The following is a 16,855-nucleotide window of genomic DNA, read 5'->3' on the forward strand; positions in this document are numbered from 1 at the left end:
CGTGGGTTCCACGGCCCGCCGAGCCGGCCGGTTCACCGCACCCCACCACGATTCCCCACCGCGGCCGCCGGCGAACCGGTTTTGCCCGATTTCACTGGGCCATCCGGGTGGAGTTCGGGCCGGTTCGGCTCACCCGCGGAGGTGGTCGCGCTCGGCGTCCCCCACCACCCTCCACGGTGGACATCTTCGTTCTACCTGCGTAAACGCTTCGCCACAGGCCGTGCAACCACCCGTTTCAGCGTTGACTGTGGTGAAAAGTGGGGTACTGTGGCGGCCGGTGGGGCAGACGGGGGCTCCACTGCCGGTCGGAAGTGAAGCTTCCGGCGTCGGGAGGTGGGCGCCGTGTTCCTGGGCACGCACTACCCGAGGCTGGACGACAAGGGCCGACTGACGCTGCCTGCGAAGTTCCGGGACGCGCTAGCGGGGGGTCTCATGGTCACCAAGGGCCAGGACCACTGCCTCTACGTGTTCCCCCGGGCGGAGTTCGAGCAGATGGCGCGCAAGGTCGCGGACGCTCCGTTCACCAACGAGGCCGTCCGCGCCTACCAGCGCTACCTGTTCGCGGGGACGGACGAGCAGCGGCCGGACGGCCAGGGCCGGGTGTCGATCGCACCGGAGCTGCGGCGGTACGCGGGGCTGACCAAGGAGTGCGTGGTCATCGGCGCGATCAACCGGCTGGAGATCTGGGACGCGCAGGCGTGGCAGCGCTACCTCGAGGAACACGAGGACAGCTACGCCACGGCGCGCGAGGAGGTGCTGCCCGGCGTCTTCTAGATCGGCTGGAACGGTCGTTTGCTTCGAGGTTTCGGGTGCCGTGAGGCCTCGGTCCGCTCGGCTTTCGGCCCTGGCGCACCTTCCCCGGCGCCAGGTCCGACGGGCGGGCGGGGACCTGACGACACCCGAATTTCTTGTCTTTGTGAGGGGGGACCATCGAGGGAGGGGACATGGTGGAGCAGGCGCGTCACGTGCCGGTGCTGCTCGACCGCGTCCTGGACCTCCTGGCCCCCGCGCTGGCCGATCGGGACGCCGTGTTCGTCGACTGCACGCTCGGCCTCGGCGGGCACTCCGAAGCGGTGCTGCGGGCGCACCCGCGCGTGCGGCTGATCGGGCTGGACCGCGACCCGCAGGCCATCGAGCTGTCGCGGCGGCGCCTGGCGCCGTTCGCCGATCGCGTGGAGTTCGTGCAGACCACCTACGACGGGATCGCCGAGGCGGTCGGCGGCGCGAAGGTCGACGGGATCCTGATGGACCTCGGGGTGTCCTCGCTGCAGCTGGACGCCGAGGAGCGCGGGTTCGCCTACTCCAAGGACGCGCCGCTGGACATGCGGATGAGCGCGGGCACCGGCATGACGGCGGCCGACGTGCTGAACACGTACTCGGTGGACGACCTGACCCGGATCCTGCGCGACTACGGCGAGGAGCGGTTCGCCCGCAAGATCGCCGGCGCCGTGGCGCGGGAGCGCGAGCGCGAGCCGTTCACCACCAGCGGTCGGCTGGTCGAGCTGCTCTACGACGTGGTGCCCGCGGCGACCCGCCGGACGGGCGGCCACCCGGCGAAGCGGACGTTCCAGGCGCTGCGCATCGAGGTGAACGAGGAGCTGGAGTCGCTGCGCCTGGCGCTGCCCGCCGCGCTGTCGGTGCTGGCCGTCGGCGGGCGGATCGTCGTGGAGTCCTACCAGTCGTTGGAAGACCGGATGGTCAAGCGCGCCTTCACCGCCCTGGCCACGTCGACGTCACCGCAGGACCTGCCGGTCGAGCTGCCGGGGCACGGTCCCCAGCTGCGGATGGTGACCAGGGGCGCGGAGCAGGCGAACGAGCAGGAGATCGAGGAGAACCCCAGGGCCGCCTCCGTGCGGCTGCGGGCGGCGGAACGCATCCGGGAGGCGACATGACCGCGCCGGCGAGGTCCGGCGGCGGTGTGCCGTCCGCGGCCAGATCGTCCAAGCCCCGTGAACGCGCGCTGAAGGCCGTGCCGGCGGAGCGCCGCCGTTCGGCCGCGGCGGAGCGGGCCTACGCGCGGCGTGCCCAGCGCACGTCGTCGAAGCGCCGCCCGTCGGTGACCCGCCAGCCGACGGTGGCGCCCAAGGCGCCGTTCGTGGTGATGGTGATGGTCGTGCTCGGCGTCGGCATCGCGGCGATCATGTGGCTGGCGACCGCGGCGACCGCGGACTCGTACCGGTTGCAGGACGCGCGGGCCGAGGAGACCAGGCTCGCCCGGCAGGTCGAGCAGCTGCGGCGGGAGGTCGCGCTGGCCGAGTCGCCGCCGGGCCTCGCCGACGCCGCGACGAAGCTCGGCCTGGTCCCGGCGGGCGATCCGGCGCGGTTGCGGCAGCTGCCGGACGGCACGGTCGAGGTGTACGGCAAGCCGTCCGCGGTGCAGCCGCCGCCACCGCCCACGTCGTCCACCACGCCGCCCGCGCAGGACCCGGCCGGGCAGCAACCCCCGGCCGGCGACCAGACCGGGCAGCAACCGCCCGCCGGCGACCAGACCGGTCAGCAGGCGGGCGGCCAACAGCCACCGCAGGGCTGAACGCAGGCTCGGACCACAGGCGCGAACAACCAGTGCGACAGCCGGTACCAGGAGGTCAGTGATGCCGGGGCCCAGCCGGGGCAGACCCGTGCGACGCCCGTTGTCCGTCCGCGGGCCCGCTCCCCGGGCGCGGCGCGGCGGCAACAGCCGGGTCCGCCTCGCCGTGGGCCGGCTGCTGCTGGTCGGCGCGCTGCTCCTGGCCGGCCTCAAGCTGGTGCAGGTGCAGGGCTTCCAGGCGGAGGCGTTGTCCGCGCAGGCCGAGCAGCAGCGCGCCACGAAGATCGACATCCTGGCGCCGCGCGGCTCGATCCTGGACCGCAACGGCAACCAGCTGGCGTTCAGCGTCGAGGCGCGCGCTCTCTACGTCGTGCCGCAGCGGATGCGCCAGGAGTGGGCGAAGGCGCTGGAGGACGACCCGGACATCGGCAGCTTCGAGGACCGGATCGCCGACATCGCCGCGTTCATCGAGCAGACGCTGGGCAAGGAGGTCGCCGGGCAGAAGACGGACCGGGACACCATGCTCGCGAAGCTGTCCCGGGACACCACGTACGTGGAGCTGGTGGACAACGTCGACCCCGGCAAGGCCGCCATCATCACGGAGAAGTACTACAACGTCGGCTCCGAGGCGCGGGCCGTGCGCGTGTACCCGAACGGCGAGCTGGCGTCGAACATCATCGGCGCGGCGAACTGGCGCAAGGACGCGGAGCCGCCCGCCACGCACGGCCTGCTGGGGCTGGAGATCGCGCAGGACAACCTGCTCGCCGGTCGCAACGGGCTGCGCGTCGTGGACACCATGCAGGGCAACGACGACGTGGTCATCCCGGGACCGGGCCGGTCGCAGGAGCTGGCCGCCGCCACCCCCGGCAAGAGCCTCGAGCTGACGCTGGACCTGGACACGCAGTACGCGTTGCAGCGCATGGTCACCGACTACACGACCAGGACGGCGGCGCGCAGCGGTTCCGCGGTGGTGCTGGACAGCCGGACCGGCGAGATCCTGGCGATGGCCAACGACAAGACGTTCGACCCGAACGACTTCGGCAAGGCCTCCGACGACCAGAAGCGCAACGTCGCGGTCACCTCGGTGTTCGAGCCGGGTTCGGTGAACAAGGTGGTGACCGCCGCGACGGCCGTCGAGGACGGCATCTACCAGCCGGACAGCGTGCTGCGGGTGGACGGCCGCATCGAGGTCGCCGACCGGGTGATCGGTGACTGGTGGGACCACGGCCCGCTGGACATGACGTTCACCGGCGTGTTCGCGAAGTCGTCCAACGTGGGCACGCTGATGACCGCGCAGAAGATCGGCCAGGACCGCTACTCGGACATGCTGCGCAAGTTCGGGTTGGGCGAGCGGACCCAGTCCGGGCTGCCCGGCGAGGAGCCCGGGTACGTGCCGCCGCTGAAGCAGTGGTCCGGCTCGACGTTCGGCAACCTGCCGATCGGGCAGGGCCTGAACATGACGTTGCTGCAGATGACCGGGATGTACCAGGCGATCGCGAACGACGGCGTGCGCATCGCGCCGCGGATCGTGCGCGCCGAGGTGTCCGCCGACGGCAGCCGCAAGGAGATCGGCCCGGCCGAGACCGAGCGGGTCGTGTCGCCGCAGACGGCCAAGACGGTGCGCGACATGTTCCGCGCGGTGGTGCAGAAGGCGCCGGGGTCGGACTCGGCGCTGCAGAGCGGCACGGGCACGCCGGCCGCGCTGCCGGGGTACCAGATCAGCGGCAAGACGGGCACGGCGCAGCAGATCGACCCGAAGTGCGGCTGTTACAGCAGTTCGCAGTACTGGATCACGTTCGCCGGCATGCTGCCCGCCGAGGACCCCCGGTTCGTGGTCGGCATCATGCTCGACAACCCGACCGGCAACCCCCAGTCGGCCGCGCCGCTGTTCCACGACGTGGCGTCGTACCTGGCGCAGCGCTACCAGATCCCGATGTCGGCCGAGCAGAGCCCGATCGTGCCGCTGGTGCGGTGACGTCCGGTTCCTGCCAACGCCGGTGCCGCCGGGTCGCCGCCGCCTACCGTTCCCGGCATGGGAGAACTCGGCCGGCTGGTGGCGGTGGCGGGCGTCGCGATGGTCGCCTTGGTGGCGTGCGGTTCCGATTCCGGTGACGTGGCCGTTTCGCCGCCGGAACCGGTCTCGTCCTCACCGGCGCCGTCGACGACCGCGGGCAAGTCCCTCGTCGAGGTGTGCTCGGACCTGAACGCGTTCGTCACCGCCGCCGGTCCGATGTACGACCTGGCCAGGTTCGCGCTGGCCGACGGGGAGACCCCGGAGGAGCGGCGGACGGTGAACGTCTACGTCAGCAGCATGGCGGTGCACGGTTTGCTGCTCGCGGACCACCCCGAGATGGGCCACCACTTCAGCGCGGTCGCCCTGGCGGCGGCCGAGGCGAAGCGCAAGCTGACCGAGGGCGTGCCCGCCGCGGAGGCGATCGCGGTGTTGAACGACGAGCCGACGACCGCCGCCCGCGAAACCGCGGTCGCTTACCGGGGCGACTGCTGATCCGCGTCGTCCCACCGCACGGCAACCGGCCCTCACCTCCCTCAATATGCAAAACAATTCAGGTTCAGTGGGGTGGTGGGACGGGAAAACCGGTCCGGAGTGGACGTGCCGGCCGAACACTCTCCGTGCGCCGGTAGCCTTCCGCGCGTGCCTGCCAAGCTCGAGGGCAAGGTCGCGACCGCTCCGCCTCGCCCTTCCCGCACCCAGCCCGTTGCCGTGTCCGAGCTCGCCACGACCATCGACGCCCACCTGACCGCCCCGGACCGGGCGCACGTCCAGGTCAGCGGCGTGACGTTGCGTGCCCAGCACGTGCGACCCGGCGACCTGTTCGCCGCGTTGCCGGGCACGCGGGTGCACGGCGCCGACTTCGCCGCCCAAGCCGTGGAGCACGGCGCGGTGGCCGTGCTGACCGACGAGGAAGGCGCGGCGAAGGTCCACGGCGTGCCCGTGCTGGTGCACCCGGACCCCCGCGCGGTCCTCGGGCTGCTGGCCTCCGGCGTCTACGGCGAGCCGTCCACCAAGCTCGCCGTGTGGGGCGTGACGGGCACCTCCGGCAAGACCACCACCAGCTACATGATCGAGTCGGCCCTGGTCGCGGCCGGTCGCGCCACCGGGCTCATCGGCACGGTCGAGACGCGCGTCGCGGGCGCCCGGCTCGACAGCGCCCTGACCACCCCCGAGGCGCCCGACCTGCAAGCCCTGCTGGCCGCGATGGCCGAGTGCGGCACCACGGACGTCGTCATGGAGGTCTCCAGCCACGCGCTGCGCCTCGGCCGGGTCGGCGGCGTGGGGTTCGCGGTCGGCGCGTTCACCAACCTCTCCCAGGACCACCTGGACTTCCACCCGGACATGGAGGACTACTTCCGGACCAAGGCCGAGCTGTTCGACGGCCGGGCCAGGGCCGAGGTGGTCTGCGTGGACGGCGAGTGGGGCCCGCGCCTGGTCAAGGACGCCACCGTCACGGTCGCGACCACGAAGCCCGCCGACTGGACGGCCACCGACGTCACCGTGTCCGCCACGGGCGAGCAGGCGTTCACCGCGCACGGCCCGGACGGCGTCGCGCTCGACGTCGAGCTCAGCCTCCCCGGCGACTTCAACGTCGCCAACGCCCTGCTGGCCATCGCCTGCCTGCACGTCCGGGGCATCCCGCTCGAAGCCGTCCGCGAGGGCCTCAAGAACGTCCAGGTGCCCGGCCGGATGCAGCGCGTCGACGAGGGCCAGGACTTCACCGCCGTCGTGGACTACTCGCACAAGCCGGCCGCCGTCGCCCTCGCGCTCGACGCGGTCCGCGCCCGCGCCACCGGCCGCGTCATCACGGTCCTGGGCTGCGGCGGCGACCGCGACACGGCCAAGCGCCCCCTCATGGGCGAGGAGGCGGCACGGCGCAGCGACGTCCTGATCGTCACCGACGACAACCCGCGCACGGAGGACCCGGCGCGGATCCGCGCCGCGATGCTGCACGGCGCGCTGGCCGTGCCGGAGGACGAGCGCGGCGAGGTCGTGGAGATCGGCGACCGCGGCCGCGCCATCGAGCACGCCGTCTCCCTGGCGCGCACCGGCGACGTCGTCGTGGTCGCGGGCAAGGGCCACGAGACCGGCCAGGAGATCGCGGACGTCGTGCAGCCGTTCTCCGACGTGGACGCACTGACCGGCGCGATCAGAGGAGCCACCCGGTGATCCAGCTCAGCCTCGCCGAGATCGCCGAGGTCGTCGGCGGCAAGCTCCACCAGGCCACCGGGGCCGAGGTGGTCACCGGCAGCGTCGAGTTCGACACCCGCGAGGTCACGCCCGGCGGCCTGTTCCTGGCGCTGCCCGGCGAACGGGTCGACGGCCACGACTTCGCCGCCCAGGCCGTGGCGCGGGGCGCGGTCGGCGTGCTGGCGGGCCGGGAGGTCGACGCGCCCGCCGTCATCGCGCCACCCGTCGACCGGACCGAGGGCAACGCCTACGTGCTGTCCGGCGACACCGACGGCGCGGGCGCGGCCGTGCTGAAGGCGCTGGCCAAGCTCGCCCGGCACGTCACGGACCGGCTGGAGCACCTGACCGTCGTCGGCGTGACGGGGTCGTCCGGCAAGACGTCCACCAAAGACCTCATCGCCCAGGTCCTCGCGCCGCTGGGTCCGACGATCGCGCCGCCGGGGTCGTTCAACAACGAGCTGGGCCACCCCTGGACGGCGTTGCGCGTCGACGAGGACACCCGGTTCCTGGTCCTCGAGCTCAGCGCCCGGGGCATCGGCCACATCGCCGAGCTGTGCCAGGTCGCCGTGCCCCGCGTCGGCGCGGTCCTGAACGTCGGCAGCGCGCACGTCGGCGAGTTCGGCTCGCGGCAGAACATCGCCAAGGCCAAGGGCGAGCTGGTCGAGGCCCTGCCCGAGGACGGCATCGCGGTCCTCAACGCCGACGACCCCCTCGTCGCGGGGATGGCCGGCCGCACCAAGGCCAAGGTCGTCTTCGTCGGCGAGAACCCGTCCGCGCAGGTCCGCGCCAAGGACATCGAGCTGGACGAGCAGGCCCGCGCGCGGTTCACCCTGGTCACCCCGGAGGGCGAGGCGGACGTCCGACTGGCCGTCCACGGGCCGCACCAGGTCGGCAACGCCCTCACCGCCGCCGCCATCGCGCTCGAACTCGGCGCGACCCCGGACCAGATCGCGCGGAGCCTGGGCTCGGCCGAACGGGTGTCCGCGCATCGCATGGCGGTCTCCGAACGTCCTGACGGTGTGACCGTCATCAACGATGCGTACAACGCCAACCCGGAGTCGGTGCGCGCGGCGCTGAAGTCGCTCGCCACCATCTCCCGGTCCGCCACGCCCGCCCGCCGCAGCTGGGCGGTGCTGGGCCCGATGGCCGAACTGGGCGCGGACTCGATCCGCGCGCACGACGAGATCGGCCGGCTCGCGGTCCGCTTGGACATCAACAAGCTGGTCGTGGTCGGTCAGGACGCCCGCGCGATGCACCAGGGGGCGCACCTGGAAGGATCTTGGGGCGAAGAAGCGATTCTGGTGCCCGACGTGACGGCGGCCGTCGAGCTGCTGCGCGACCAGGTGCGGCCGGGTGACGTCGTCCTGGTGAAGGCATCCAACTCATACGGCCTGTGGCGGGTTGCCGAGGCTCTCCTGGAGGCGGTCAGCAAGTGAAGAGCATCCTGATCGCGGCGGCCATCGCCCTGATCACGTCGATCATGCTGACGCCGTACCTGATCAAGATTTTCTCCCGGCAGGGTTTCGGCCAGGAGATCCGTGAAGAGGGACCGCAGAGCCACAAGACCAAGCGCGGCACGCCCACCATGGGCGGCGTCGCCATCCTGGTCGCGATGTGGGCGGGCTACCTCGGCTCGCACCTGGTGAACTCGATGTCGGCGTCCGCGCAGGACCAGACGCCGAGCGCGTCCGGCCTGCTGGTGCTGATGCTGACCACGTCGCTGGGCGTCGTCGGCTTCCTGGACGACTTCATCAAGATCCGCAAGCAGCGCAACCTGGGCCTGAACAAGACCGCGAAGCTGGTCGGCCAGTTCGTGGCCACGATCATCTTCGCCGTGCTGGTCATCCAGTTCCCGAACAAGGACGGGATGACGCCCGCCTCGGTGAACCTGTCGTTCGTGCGCGACATCGCCGTGGTGTCGTTCGGCGTGGTCGGGTTCGTGGTGTTCTGCTACGCCGCGATCAGCGCCTGGTCCAACGCGGTGAACCTGACCGACGGCCTCGACGGCCTGGCCGGCGGCACGTCCGCGATGGTGCTCGGCACCTACGTGGTGATCAGCTTCTGGCAGTTCCGCTACAACTGCTCGAACCTGCTCGTGGCCGGCTGCTACGACGTGCGCGACCCGCTGGACCTCGCGCTGGTGGCCGCCGCCGCGATGGCCGGCTGCATCGGCTTCCTGTGGTGGAACGCCGCGCCGGCCAAGATCTTCATGGGTGACACGGGCTCGCTCGCGCTGGGCGGTCTGGTCGCCGGCCTGTCCATCGCCACGCGCACCGAGCTGCTGATGGTCGTCATCGGCGGTCTGTTCGTGGTCGAGGCGCTGTCGGTGGTCCTGCAGGTCGCGGTCTTCCGGACGTCACGACGGCGGTTGTTCCGCATGGCGCCGTTCCACCACCACTTCGAACTCGCCGGGTGGGCGGAAACCACGGTGATCATCAGGTTCTGGCTGCTCGCGGGCATGTGCTGCATGCTCGGGCTCGGCCTGTTCTACAGCGAGTGGCTGACCGCGGTCGAGAGCTGACGATGGGATTCCTCGCAGGTCGTCACGTCCTCGTGGCCGGCGCCGGGGTGACCGGCCGGTCGGCGGCGGAGGCGTTGCTGGCGGCGGACGCGGTCGTCACCGTCACCGACGGTTCGGCCGACCGCCTCGCCGCGCTGGAACAGCTGCTGCCCGGCGTGACGCTGACGCCCGGCCTGGTCGAGCCGCCCTCGGGGACGGACCTGGTCGTGACCAGCCCGGGGTGGCGTCCGTCCAGCCCGCTGCTGGAGGCGGCGACGTCGGCGGGCATCGAGGTGATCGGCGAGGTCGAGCTGGCCTGGCGGATGGGGCTGGAGCTGGCCGACCCGCCGACGTGGCTGGCCGTGACGGGGACGAACGGCAAGACCACGACCGTCGGGATGCTGGAGTCGATCCTGCGCGCGGCCGGGATCGACGCGGTGGCGTGCGGCAACGTGGGCCTGCCCGTGGTGGACGCCCTGCTGGCCGGGCGCCGGGTGCTGGCGGTGGAGCTGTCGAGCTTCCAGCTGCACTGGTCGCCGTCCGTGCGGCCGTTCGCCGGGGTGCTGCTGAACCTGGCCGAGGACCACCTCGACTGGCACGGCACGTTCGAGGCGTACGCGGAGGCGAAGGCCGGTGTCCTGACCGGTGAGGTCGCCGTCGGCGGGGTGGACGACCCCGTGGTGGCGCGGCTGCTGGCCTCGTCGCCGGCCGCCGCGCACGTCGGGTTCACGCTCTCCTCGCCGGAGGAAGGCCAGCTCGGCGTCCACGACGGGCAGTTGGTCGACCGGGCGTTCGGGCCTGCCGACGAGGTGTTGCTGCCGGTCGCCGACGTCCACCCCGGTGGGCCTCCCGGGATCGCCGACGCCCTGGCGGCGGCGGCGCTGGCCCGTGCGCACGGCGTGTCGGCGGCGGCGGTGGCCCAGGGCCTGCGCGACTTCACGCCGGGGGCGCACCGGGCCGTGCTCGTGGCGACGGTGGACGGGGTTTCGTACGTCAACGACTCGAAGGCCACGAACCCCCACGCGGCGGCGGCGTCGTTGCGGTCGCACGAGAGCGTCGTGTGGTTGGCGGGTGGGCTGCTCAAGGGTGCGTCGGTGGACGAGCTGGTGCGGGATGAAGGTCATCGGTTGCGCGGGGCGGTGCTGATCGGCGCGGACCGCGAGGTGATCGCTTCGGCGCTGGCCCGGCACGCGCCGTCGGTGCCGGTGGTGGTGCTGGACGAGGGCTCCATGGCCGACGCCGTGCACGAGGCCCGTGCGATGGCGAAGCCCGGGGACGCCGTGGTGCTCGCCCCGGCCGCCGCGTCGATGGACATGTTCACCGACTACGCCCATCGCGGGCACGCGTTCGCCGACGCGGTGGTGGGGCTGGTCGGTCAGCGCGGGTAGATGCTGTCCGGGTCTTTCAGGTAGGTGTGGGCGGCGTCGACCACCGGGCACGGCCACGGCGTGCGCGTGAACCGGCCGTCGAGCCAGGTCGGCGCGCAGCCCAGGCACAGCCCGAAGGCGTCGGCCTGGTGGTTGCCGAGCGTGCCGCGCAGGGCCGCGACCAGGCGCGGGACTTCCGTGCGTGCGATGGCGCGGACCGTGTCGTCGTCGGTTTCGTGCTCGTTGGTCAGCAGTTCGACGGCGTCCAGGTAGCCGAGCATGTCCTGGTCGAGCAGGTGGAAGGCGCGGGCGAGCGCATCGGAGATCATGCGCCCAAAGGTGCACTTCAGCGGCTTTCGATGCAACACGGCAATGTGCGTATCGGCAGAAGTTCACCCGATCAGTGGCCCTGTTTCCCGCTAATGTCGCACCATGCCGCAGAACCAAGGCCCTGGAGTCCGGCGGCGCGTCCTGGCGAGCGCGCTGACCCAACTCCGCGAGGAGGCAGGGCTCGACTTCGACGACGTGGTCGAGAACCTGGGCTACTCGAAGTCGAAGATCAGTCGCATCGAGTCGGCGTACACCGGTGTGTCCATAGTAGACACCCGGGCGCTCGCGGAACTCTACGGGGCCACACCCGAGAAGACGGCCTGGTTGCTGCGGTTGGCGAAGGTCGCCAAGAAGCGCGGCTGGTGGCACGTGTACGGCGATGTCCTGTTCGACTGGTTCTCCGAGTACGTGGTCCTGGAGTCCGAAGCCACGGCGGTCAACATCTTCGAGATCGACCTCATCCCAGGCCTGTTCCAAACCCCGGCCTACTCGTGGTGGTCGATGCGCGCCTACGCACCCGATGCGACGGACGAAGTCATCAACAAGCGCGCTGAGCTGCGCCAGACCCGGCAGCGCCGAGTGGAAGACGGGTCGCTGTCGGTGTGGGCGATTGTCGACGAGGCAGCGCTGCGCCGGGCGGTCGGCGGCCGCGAGGTGCATCTGGAACAGCTGAACCACCTGTCGAAGGTGGTCGAGCGGCCCAATGTGACACTCCAGGTGTTGCCTTTCGGCAAGGGCCAGCACATGGCCATGGGCACCGCGTTCCACCTGTTGAAGTTCGAGGACTTCCCGAGTGTGGTCTACATCGAGAACCTGACCGGCGGCCTCTATTTGGATGAAGAGGCCGAGGTCGAGCGGTATAGCCTGGTGTTGGATCACCTGCGAGCTGCGGCGCTCGACCCACACGAGTCGGTCGCGCTGATCAGGAGGGTGATCGAAGATCTTTAGCTCGCCGAGGGGGAACGCGATGTGGTCGGAGTGGCGGAAGAGCACCCGTAGCAACGGCGGCGGTGCCTGCGTCGAGGTGGCCGTGTGGCGTAAGAGCAGCCGCAGCAACGGCACCGGTGCCTGCGTCGAGGTGGCGGTTTCGGCTGACGCGTTCCGGGTTCGGGACAGCAAGAACACCGCCGGCCCGGCCTTGACGTTCGGCGGCCGGGCCATGGCGATCTTCCTGGCCGGTGTCAAGCGGGACAACGTCTAGCGTTCAGGGTCTAGTCGGTGGGTGGTGCAGTGGCGAACGCGCCACTCCGCGCCCACGGCGGTGGTGCGACCGGGTCGCCCTTCTTCGGGCTCACGCGGTGGTCGCTCCCGGTTCGGGGACGTCACCCGGGTCCTCGCCGTCCTGCTGAAGGATCGCGAGGAGCCGTGGATCGGCGTGGACCTCGGCTGTGTGCTGCCACTCGCTGATGAGCTGCGTGACCGGGGCCGGCGTGCCCAGGGAGTCGGCGGCCTCCAACGTCTCCACGAGTTCCACGACGAACGCCCGCATGTCCTCGCGCGGCAGGAACCGAACCCACGGGAACGCCTTGGGCATCACGTCGGTCACCAGGTCCCGGACGCTTTCGCTGTGCTGCACAAGAGCCACGAAGAGGGCGGTCGTGGTCGAGATGACCTCGCGCACCTCCTCGGCTCTGCTCACGGTGGTGAGCACCAGGTCTTCCTCGTCGCCGCGCCGGTGCACGAGCAGCGTCCGGCTCGGCGACTCCTGGAGCTTGCGGACCGAGTCGGCCGGCTTGTTCGACAGGTCGCTGAAGTTGATCTCGGACGCCGAGATGCCCATAGTTGCAAAGTACTTTGAAACTCGCGGGAGGTGCCATCCGGGTCACCGGGCAGTGATCGCGGTCGCGTCGCGCGACACGCGGCCGATTGGCGGCGTTCGCCGGGCCGCGCGGGAGACGATGGGCGCATGACTGCGGTGGACCGGAAGCCGGTGGGGGAGCGACCGCCCAGAGCGCAGCGCAAGCGCGTGGTCGCGGTGCGGACGTCGTTGACCGCTTGGCTCGGCCGTCCGCTGGCGGACTTCCACCTGCTGCTCGCGATCTTCGGCATGCTCACCGTGCTCGGGCTGATCATGGTGCTGTCCGCGTCCGCGCCGGGCGAGGTCGCGGAGGGCGCGTCGGCCTACAGCGTCTTCAAGAAGCAACTGCTGTACGTGGGCGTCGGCGCGATCGTCTTCCTGATCGTCCTGCGCATCCCGCTGCGCACGATCCGGCACGGCAGCACGATGGCGATGCTCGTCTGCGTCATCCTGCTCGTCCTCGTGCTGACCCCGCTCGGCTCGGTCCTGGGCGGCGCGCAGTCGTGGTTCACCATCGGACCCGTCTCGTTCCAACCCATCGAACCCGCGAAGCTCGCCCTCGCGCTCTGGGGCGCGCACGTCCTGGTGACCAAGCGCGCCCTCCTCGACCAGTACCGGCACCTGCTGGTCCCGGTCGTCCCCGTGGCGATGCTGGTGTTCGCGCTGGTGATGCTGCAACCCGACCTCGGCGGCACGATCACGCTGGGTGTCGTGCTGATGAGCCTGCTCTGGTTCGTGGGCGCGCCCATGCGGATCTTCGGGATCATCGCGATCGGCGCGGTGACGGGCGCGTTGGTGCTCGCGCTCGGCTCGGACTACCGGTTCAAGCGCGTGCAGACCTTCCTGAACCCCGCCGCCGACCCGCAGGGCGACGGGCTCCAGGCGTTGCAGGCGCTCTACGCCCTGGCGGAGGGCGGGTTCTTCGGCAAGGGCCTCACCAACGGCAGCTCGAAGTGGCGCTACCTGCCGAACGTGCACAGCGACTTCATCTTCGCCGTGATCGGCGAGGAGCTGGGCTTCATCGGCTGCGTGCTGGTGCTCGGCCTGTTCGTCCTGCTCGCGGTGGTAGGCCTGCGGATCGCGGCGCGCAACACCGACCCGTGGATCCGCATGGTGTCCGCGACGCTCACGGTGTGGCTGGTCGCGCAGGCCGCGATCAACATCGGCTACGTCGTGCAGCTGCTGCCGGTCACCGGCATCACCCTGCCGATGATCTCCTCCGGCGGCACGTCGGTCGTCACGACGATGTTCGTGTTCGGCATCCTCGCCAACTGCGCACGTCACGAGCCGGACGCGGTCTCGGCGTTGCGGTCGTTGGGCCCCGGCCGGGTCGGCGGGGTGCTGAAGCTGCCCGCGCCCGTGGTCTACAAGCCGCCGCCGAAGCGGCGCCCGGTGCGGCCGTCGCCGCCTCCCCGCGGCCGCAAGGCCGCGCCGCCTCCCGTCGACGAGCGGAGGATGGCCGGTCGTCACGCTCCGCCGTCGGAGTACCGTCGTCGCGAATCCCGAAAGGCCGGCCAGGACCGGGACGCGCGGTCCAGGCGGCGTGACGGGCGTTAGCGGTACCGGACACAGCGGTACACCGACGCGAGGAGGAAATGCGTGACCGGGGTTCCCCAGCAGGCCGGACCGTGCGTGGTGGTCGCCGGAGGCGGCACCGCCGGGCACATCGAGCCAGCCCTGGCCCTGGCCGACGCGGTCATGCGGCTTCGGCCCGACGCGCGGGTCGTCGCGCTCGGCACAGAGCGCGGTCTGGAGAACAGACTCGTGCCGGCCCGCGGCTACCCGCTGGAGCTGATCCCGCCGGTGCCGATGCCGCGCAAGCCGACGCCCGACCTGCTCAAGCTGCCCCTGCGGGTGCGCGGCGCCGTGAAGCACACCCGTGAGGTGCTCGAACGGGTCCGCGCCGACGTCGTGGTGGGCTTCGGCGGCTACGTCGCGCTGCCCGCCTACCTCGCCGCGCGCGGCCGGGTGCCGATCGTGGTGCACGAGGCCAACGCCAAGGCGGGCCTGGCCAACAAGGTCGGTGCGAAGTTCGCCGAACGGGTCGCCGCCGCCGTGCCCGACTCGGGCCTGACCGACGCCGAGATCATCGGCATCCCCCTGCGCTACTCGATCACCTCGCTCAAGCGCGCCGAGCTGCGGCAGCAGGCCCGCGCCCACTTCGGCCTGCACCCGACCGCGCCCACGCTGCTGGTGTTCGGCGGCTCGCAGGGCGCCCGGTCGATCAACAACGCGGTGTCCGGCGCCGCGTCGGCGTTCGCCCAGGCCGGTATCGGGGTGCTGCACGCGCACGGCCCCAAGAACACCGTCGCGGTGCAGTCGGTGCCGGGCGCGCCGCCGTACGTGCCGGTGCCGTACCTGGACCGGATGGACCTCGCCTACGCGGCGGCGGACGCGGTGCTGTGCCGGTCCGGTGCGATGACGGTGGCCGAGGTGTCCGCCGTGGGCCTGCCCGCGGTGTTCGTGCCCCTGCCGATCGGCAACGGCGAGCAGTCGCTCAACGCGAGCGCGGTCGTGGCCGCCGGCGGCGGCCTGCTGGTGCCCGACGAGCAGCTGACGCCGGACTGGATCACGGCGAACGTGGTCCCCCTGGTGTCCGACCGCAACCGGCTGGCCGCGATGACCGCGGCCACGCTGAGCACCGGTCACCGCGAGGCGGACGAGGTGCTGGCCCGCATGGTGCTCGAGGTGGTCAAGAAGTGAGCGACGTCCTGGACCGCGTGCACCTCGTCGGCATCGGCGGGGCGGGCATGAGCGGCATCGCCCGGATCCTCCTCGCCCGCGGGGCCCAGGTGTCCGGCTCGGACGCCAAGGACTCGCGCACCGTGCTCGCGCTGCGCGCGCAGGGCGCGGCGATCGCGGTCGGCCACGCCGGCGCGAACCTCGACCAGCTGCCCGACGGCCCCACGGCGGTCGTGGTGTCCACCGCGATCCGCGAGGACAACCCGGAGCTGGTGGAAGCACGCGCCCGCGGCACGGTCGTGCTGCGGCGGGCCGAGGCGCTGGCCGCGTTGATGCTCGACCACCGGGTGGCGTGCGTCGCCGGCACGCACGGCAAGACGTCGACCACGTCCATGCTCACGGTCGCGCTGCAGCACTGCCGGATGGACCCGTCGTTCGCGATCGGCGGCGACCTCAACGAGTCCGGCGCGAACGCGCACCAGGGCGCCGGCGGCGTGTTCGTCGCCGAGGCCGACGAGAGCGACGGCTCGTTCCTCTACTTCTCGCCGTCGGTCGCGGTCGTGACCAACGTCGAGGCCGACCACCTCGACCACCACGGCACCGTCGAGGCGTACGTGGCGGTGTTCGACTCGTTCCTGGAGCGCATCACGCCCGACGGCGTGCTGATCGCGTGCGCGGACGACCCGGGCTCGGCGGCGCTGGCCGAACGGGCCGCCAAGCTCGGCATCCGGGTCCGCACCTACGGCCGCACGGCCACCGGCGACGGCTCGGTCCGCATGCTCGACTACCGGCCCGCCGACTCCGGCGGCGTCGCCAGGGTCGAGCTGGACGGCGAGGTCGTGGACGTGCACGTGGCCGTGCCGGGCGAGCACATGGCGGGCAACGCCATCGCCGCCCTGATCGCCGCGCTGGAGCTGGGCGCGGACCGCCAGGGCGTGCTGATCGGGCTGGCCGCGTTCGGCGGCGTCCGGCGGCGGTTCGAGTTCAAGGGCCAGGCCAGGGGGGTGCGGGTCTACGACGACTACGCCCACCACCCCACCGAGGTCGCCGCCCAGATCGCCGCCGCCCGGCCGGTCGCGGGTGACGGCAAGCTGGTCGTGGTGTTCCAGCCGCACCTGTACTCGCGGACGCGGCTGTTCGCCGAGGAGTTCGCCGCCGCGCTCGGCACCGCAGACGGCGTCGTGGTGCTCGACGTCTACGGCGCGCGGGAGGAGCCGGAGCCCGGCGTCACCGGCGCGCTGGTCTCGGGCCTGGTGCCGCTCGACGTCGGCAAGGTGGTCTACGAGCCGTCGTTCGACCGGGTGCCCGCGCTGGTCGCGAGCATGGTCGGCGAGGGCGACCTGGTGGTGACCATGGGCGCGGGCGACGTGACCATGCTCGGGCCCGAGATCGTCGGCGAGCTGGACCGGGCATGAGCGGGCTCGCGAGCGCGGCGCCCGGCGCCCCG

16 protein-coding genes are annotated in these 16,855 nt (G+C 71.7%); 14 read left to right on the forward strand and 2 right to left on the reverse strand.

Annotation, left to right across the window (positions count from 1 at the left end; genetic code table 11):
- Positions 1-342: 342 nt before the first annotated feature.
- From mraZ to murD, 9 genes are all read left to right on the forward strand, one after another.
- Positions 343-774, forward strand: coding sequence for a division/cell wall cluster transcriptional repressor MraZ (mraZ, locus tag ABTZ99_RS01610; RefSeq protein WP_053715381.1), 432 nt, complete (start codon positions 343-345; stop codon positions 772-774).
- A 170-nt stretch (positions 775-944) separates the two neighbouring features.
- The gene (gene rsmH / locus ABTZ99_RS01615) at positions 945-1,892 is read left to right on the forward strand and encodes a 16S rRNA (cytosine(1402)-N(4))-methyltransferase RsmH (protein ID WP_498781763.1); all 948 of its coding nucleotides are present in this window, start codon (positions 945-947) and stop codon (positions 1,890-1,892) included.
- Positions 1,889-2,530, forward strand: coding sequence for a cell division protein FtsL (gene ftsL / locus ABTZ99_RS01620; protein WP_498781762.1), 642 nt, complete (start codon positions 1,889-1,891; stop codon positions 2,528-2,530). Before rsmH ends, ftsL begins: the two co-directional genes overlap by 4 nt.
- An 88-nt stretch (positions 2,531-2,618) precedes the next feature.
- The gene (locus ABTZ99_RS01625) at positions 2,619-4,502 is read left to right on the forward strand and encodes a peptidoglycan D,D-transpeptidase FtsI family protein (protein WP_498781761.1); all 1,884 of its coding nucleotides are present in this window, start codon (positions 2,619-2,621) and stop codon (positions 4,500-4,502) included.
- A 57-nt stretch (positions 4,503-4,559) separates the two neighbouring features.
- Positions 4,560-5,033: a hypothetical protein gene (locus ABTZ99_RS01630; RefSeq protein ID WP_499607318.1), complete on the forward strand. Its 474-nt coding sequence runs from the start codon at positions 4,560-4,562 to the stop codon at positions 5,031-5,033.
- A 147-nt stretch (positions 5,034-5,180) separates the two neighbouring features.
- The gene (locus tag ABTZ99_RS01635; protein ID WP_499607321.1) at positions 5,181-6,710 is read left to right on the forward strand and encodes a UDP-N-acetylmuramoyl-L-alanyl-D-glutamate--2,6-diaminopimelate ligase; all 1,530 of its coding nucleotides are present in this window, start codon (positions 5,181-5,183) and stop codon (positions 6,708-6,710) included.
- Positions 6,707-8,167 carry a UDP-N-acetylmuramoyl-tripeptide--D-alanyl-D-alanine ligase gene (locus ABTZ99_RS01640; protein WP_499607324.1) on the forward strand — a complete coding sequence of 487 codons (1,461 nt, stop codon included), beginning with the start codon at positions 6,707-6,709 and terminating at the stop codon, positions 8,165-8,167. Before ABTZ99_RS01635 ends, ABTZ99_RS01640 begins: the two co-directional genes overlap by 4 nt.
- The gene (mraY, locus tag ABTZ99_RS01645) at positions 8,164-9,252 is read left to right on the forward strand and encodes a phospho-N-acetylmuramoyl-pentapeptide-transferase (protein WP_230570221.1); all 1,089 of its coding nucleotides are present in this window, start codon (positions 8,164-8,166) and stop codon (positions 9,250-9,252) included. The genes ABTZ99_RS01640 and mraY overlap by 4 nt, the downstream gene beginning before the upstream one ends.
- Before the next feature lie 2 nt (positions 9,253-9,254).
- Entirely contained in the window at positions 9,255-10,619 is a 1,365-nt protein-coding gene (murD, locus tag ABTZ99_RS01650) for a UDP-N-acetylmuramoyl-L-alanine--D-glutamate ligase (protein WP_499607327.1), read from the forward strand.
- On the opposite strand, the gene ABTZ99_RS01655 is transcribed toward murD, so the two are convergent.
- Positions 10,607-10,927, reverse strand: a complete 321-nt coding sequence (locus ABTZ99_RS01655) for a hypothetical protein (protein WP_498781756.1) — start codon at positions 10,925-10,927, stop codon at positions 10,607-10,609. The genes murD and ABTZ99_RS01655 overlap by 13 nt on opposite strands.
- A 103-nt stretch (positions 10,928-11,030) precedes the next feature.
- Here ABTZ99_RS01655 and ABTZ99_RS01660 point away from each other — a divergent pair, with 103 nt between their 5' ends.
- Positions 11,031-11,876 carry a helix-turn-helix domain-containing protein gene (locus ABTZ99_RS01660; protein WP_499607330.1) on the forward strand — a complete coding sequence of 282 codons (846 nt, stop codon included), beginning with the start codon at positions 11,031-11,033 and terminating at the stop codon, positions 11,874-11,876.
- Between the two features lie 19 nt (positions 11,877-11,895).
- Complete coding sequence (locus ABTZ99_RS01665) at positions 11,896-12,129, forward strand: DUF397 domain-containing protein (RefSeq protein WP_498781754.1); 234 nt, start codon at positions 11,896-11,898, stop codon at positions 12,127-12,129.
- A 90-nt stretch (positions 12,130-12,219) separates the two neighbouring features.
- Here the strand turns inward: ABTZ99_RS01665 and ABTZ99_RS01670 are convergent, their stop codons facing one another.
- A complete protein-coding gene (locus ABTZ99_RS01670) occupies positions 12,220-12,708 on the reverse strand; it encodes a hypothetical protein (protein WP_498781753.1) in 489 nt (162 codons plus the stop codon).
- 126 nt (positions 12,709-12,834) lie between these two features.
- Between ABTZ99_RS01670 and ftsW the strand changes: the two genes are divergently transcribed.
- Genes ftsW through murC form a run of 3 tightly spaced genes read left to right on the forward strand, consistent with a single transcriptional unit; the run spans position 12,835 to position 16,823 of the window.
- On the forward strand, positions 12,835-14,283 hold the full coding sequence (ftsW, locus tag ABTZ99_RS01675) for a putative lipid II flippase FtsW (RefSeq protein WP_498781752.1): 1,449 nt from the start codon (positions 12,835-12,837) through the stop codon (positions 14,281-14,283).
- Between the two features lie 42 nt (positions 14,284-14,325).
- Positions 14,326-15,429 carry an undecaprenyldiphospho-muramoylpentapeptide beta-N-acetylglucosaminyltransferase gene (gene murG / locus ABTZ99_RS01680; RefSeq protein ID WP_498781751.1) on the forward strand — a complete coding sequence of 368 codons (1,104 nt, stop codon included), beginning with the start codon at positions 14,326-14,328 and terminating at the stop codon, positions 15,427-15,429.
- Positions 15,426-16,823: a UDP-N-acetylmuramate--L-alanine ligase gene (gene murC / locus ABTZ99_RS01685; RefSeq protein ID WP_499607335.1), complete on the forward strand. Its 1,398-nt coding sequence runs from the start codon at positions 15,426-15,428 to the stop codon at positions 16,821-16,823. Before murG ends, murC begins: the two co-directional genes overlap by 4 nt.
- The last annotated feature ends 32 nt before the right edge of the window (positions 16,824-16,855 follow it).

The organism is Actinosynnema sp. NPDC002837, from assembly GCF_040295345.1.
Taxonomy (GTDB): domain Bacteria; phylum Actinomycetota; class Actinomycetes; order Mycobacteriales; family Pseudonocardiaceae; genus Actinosynnema.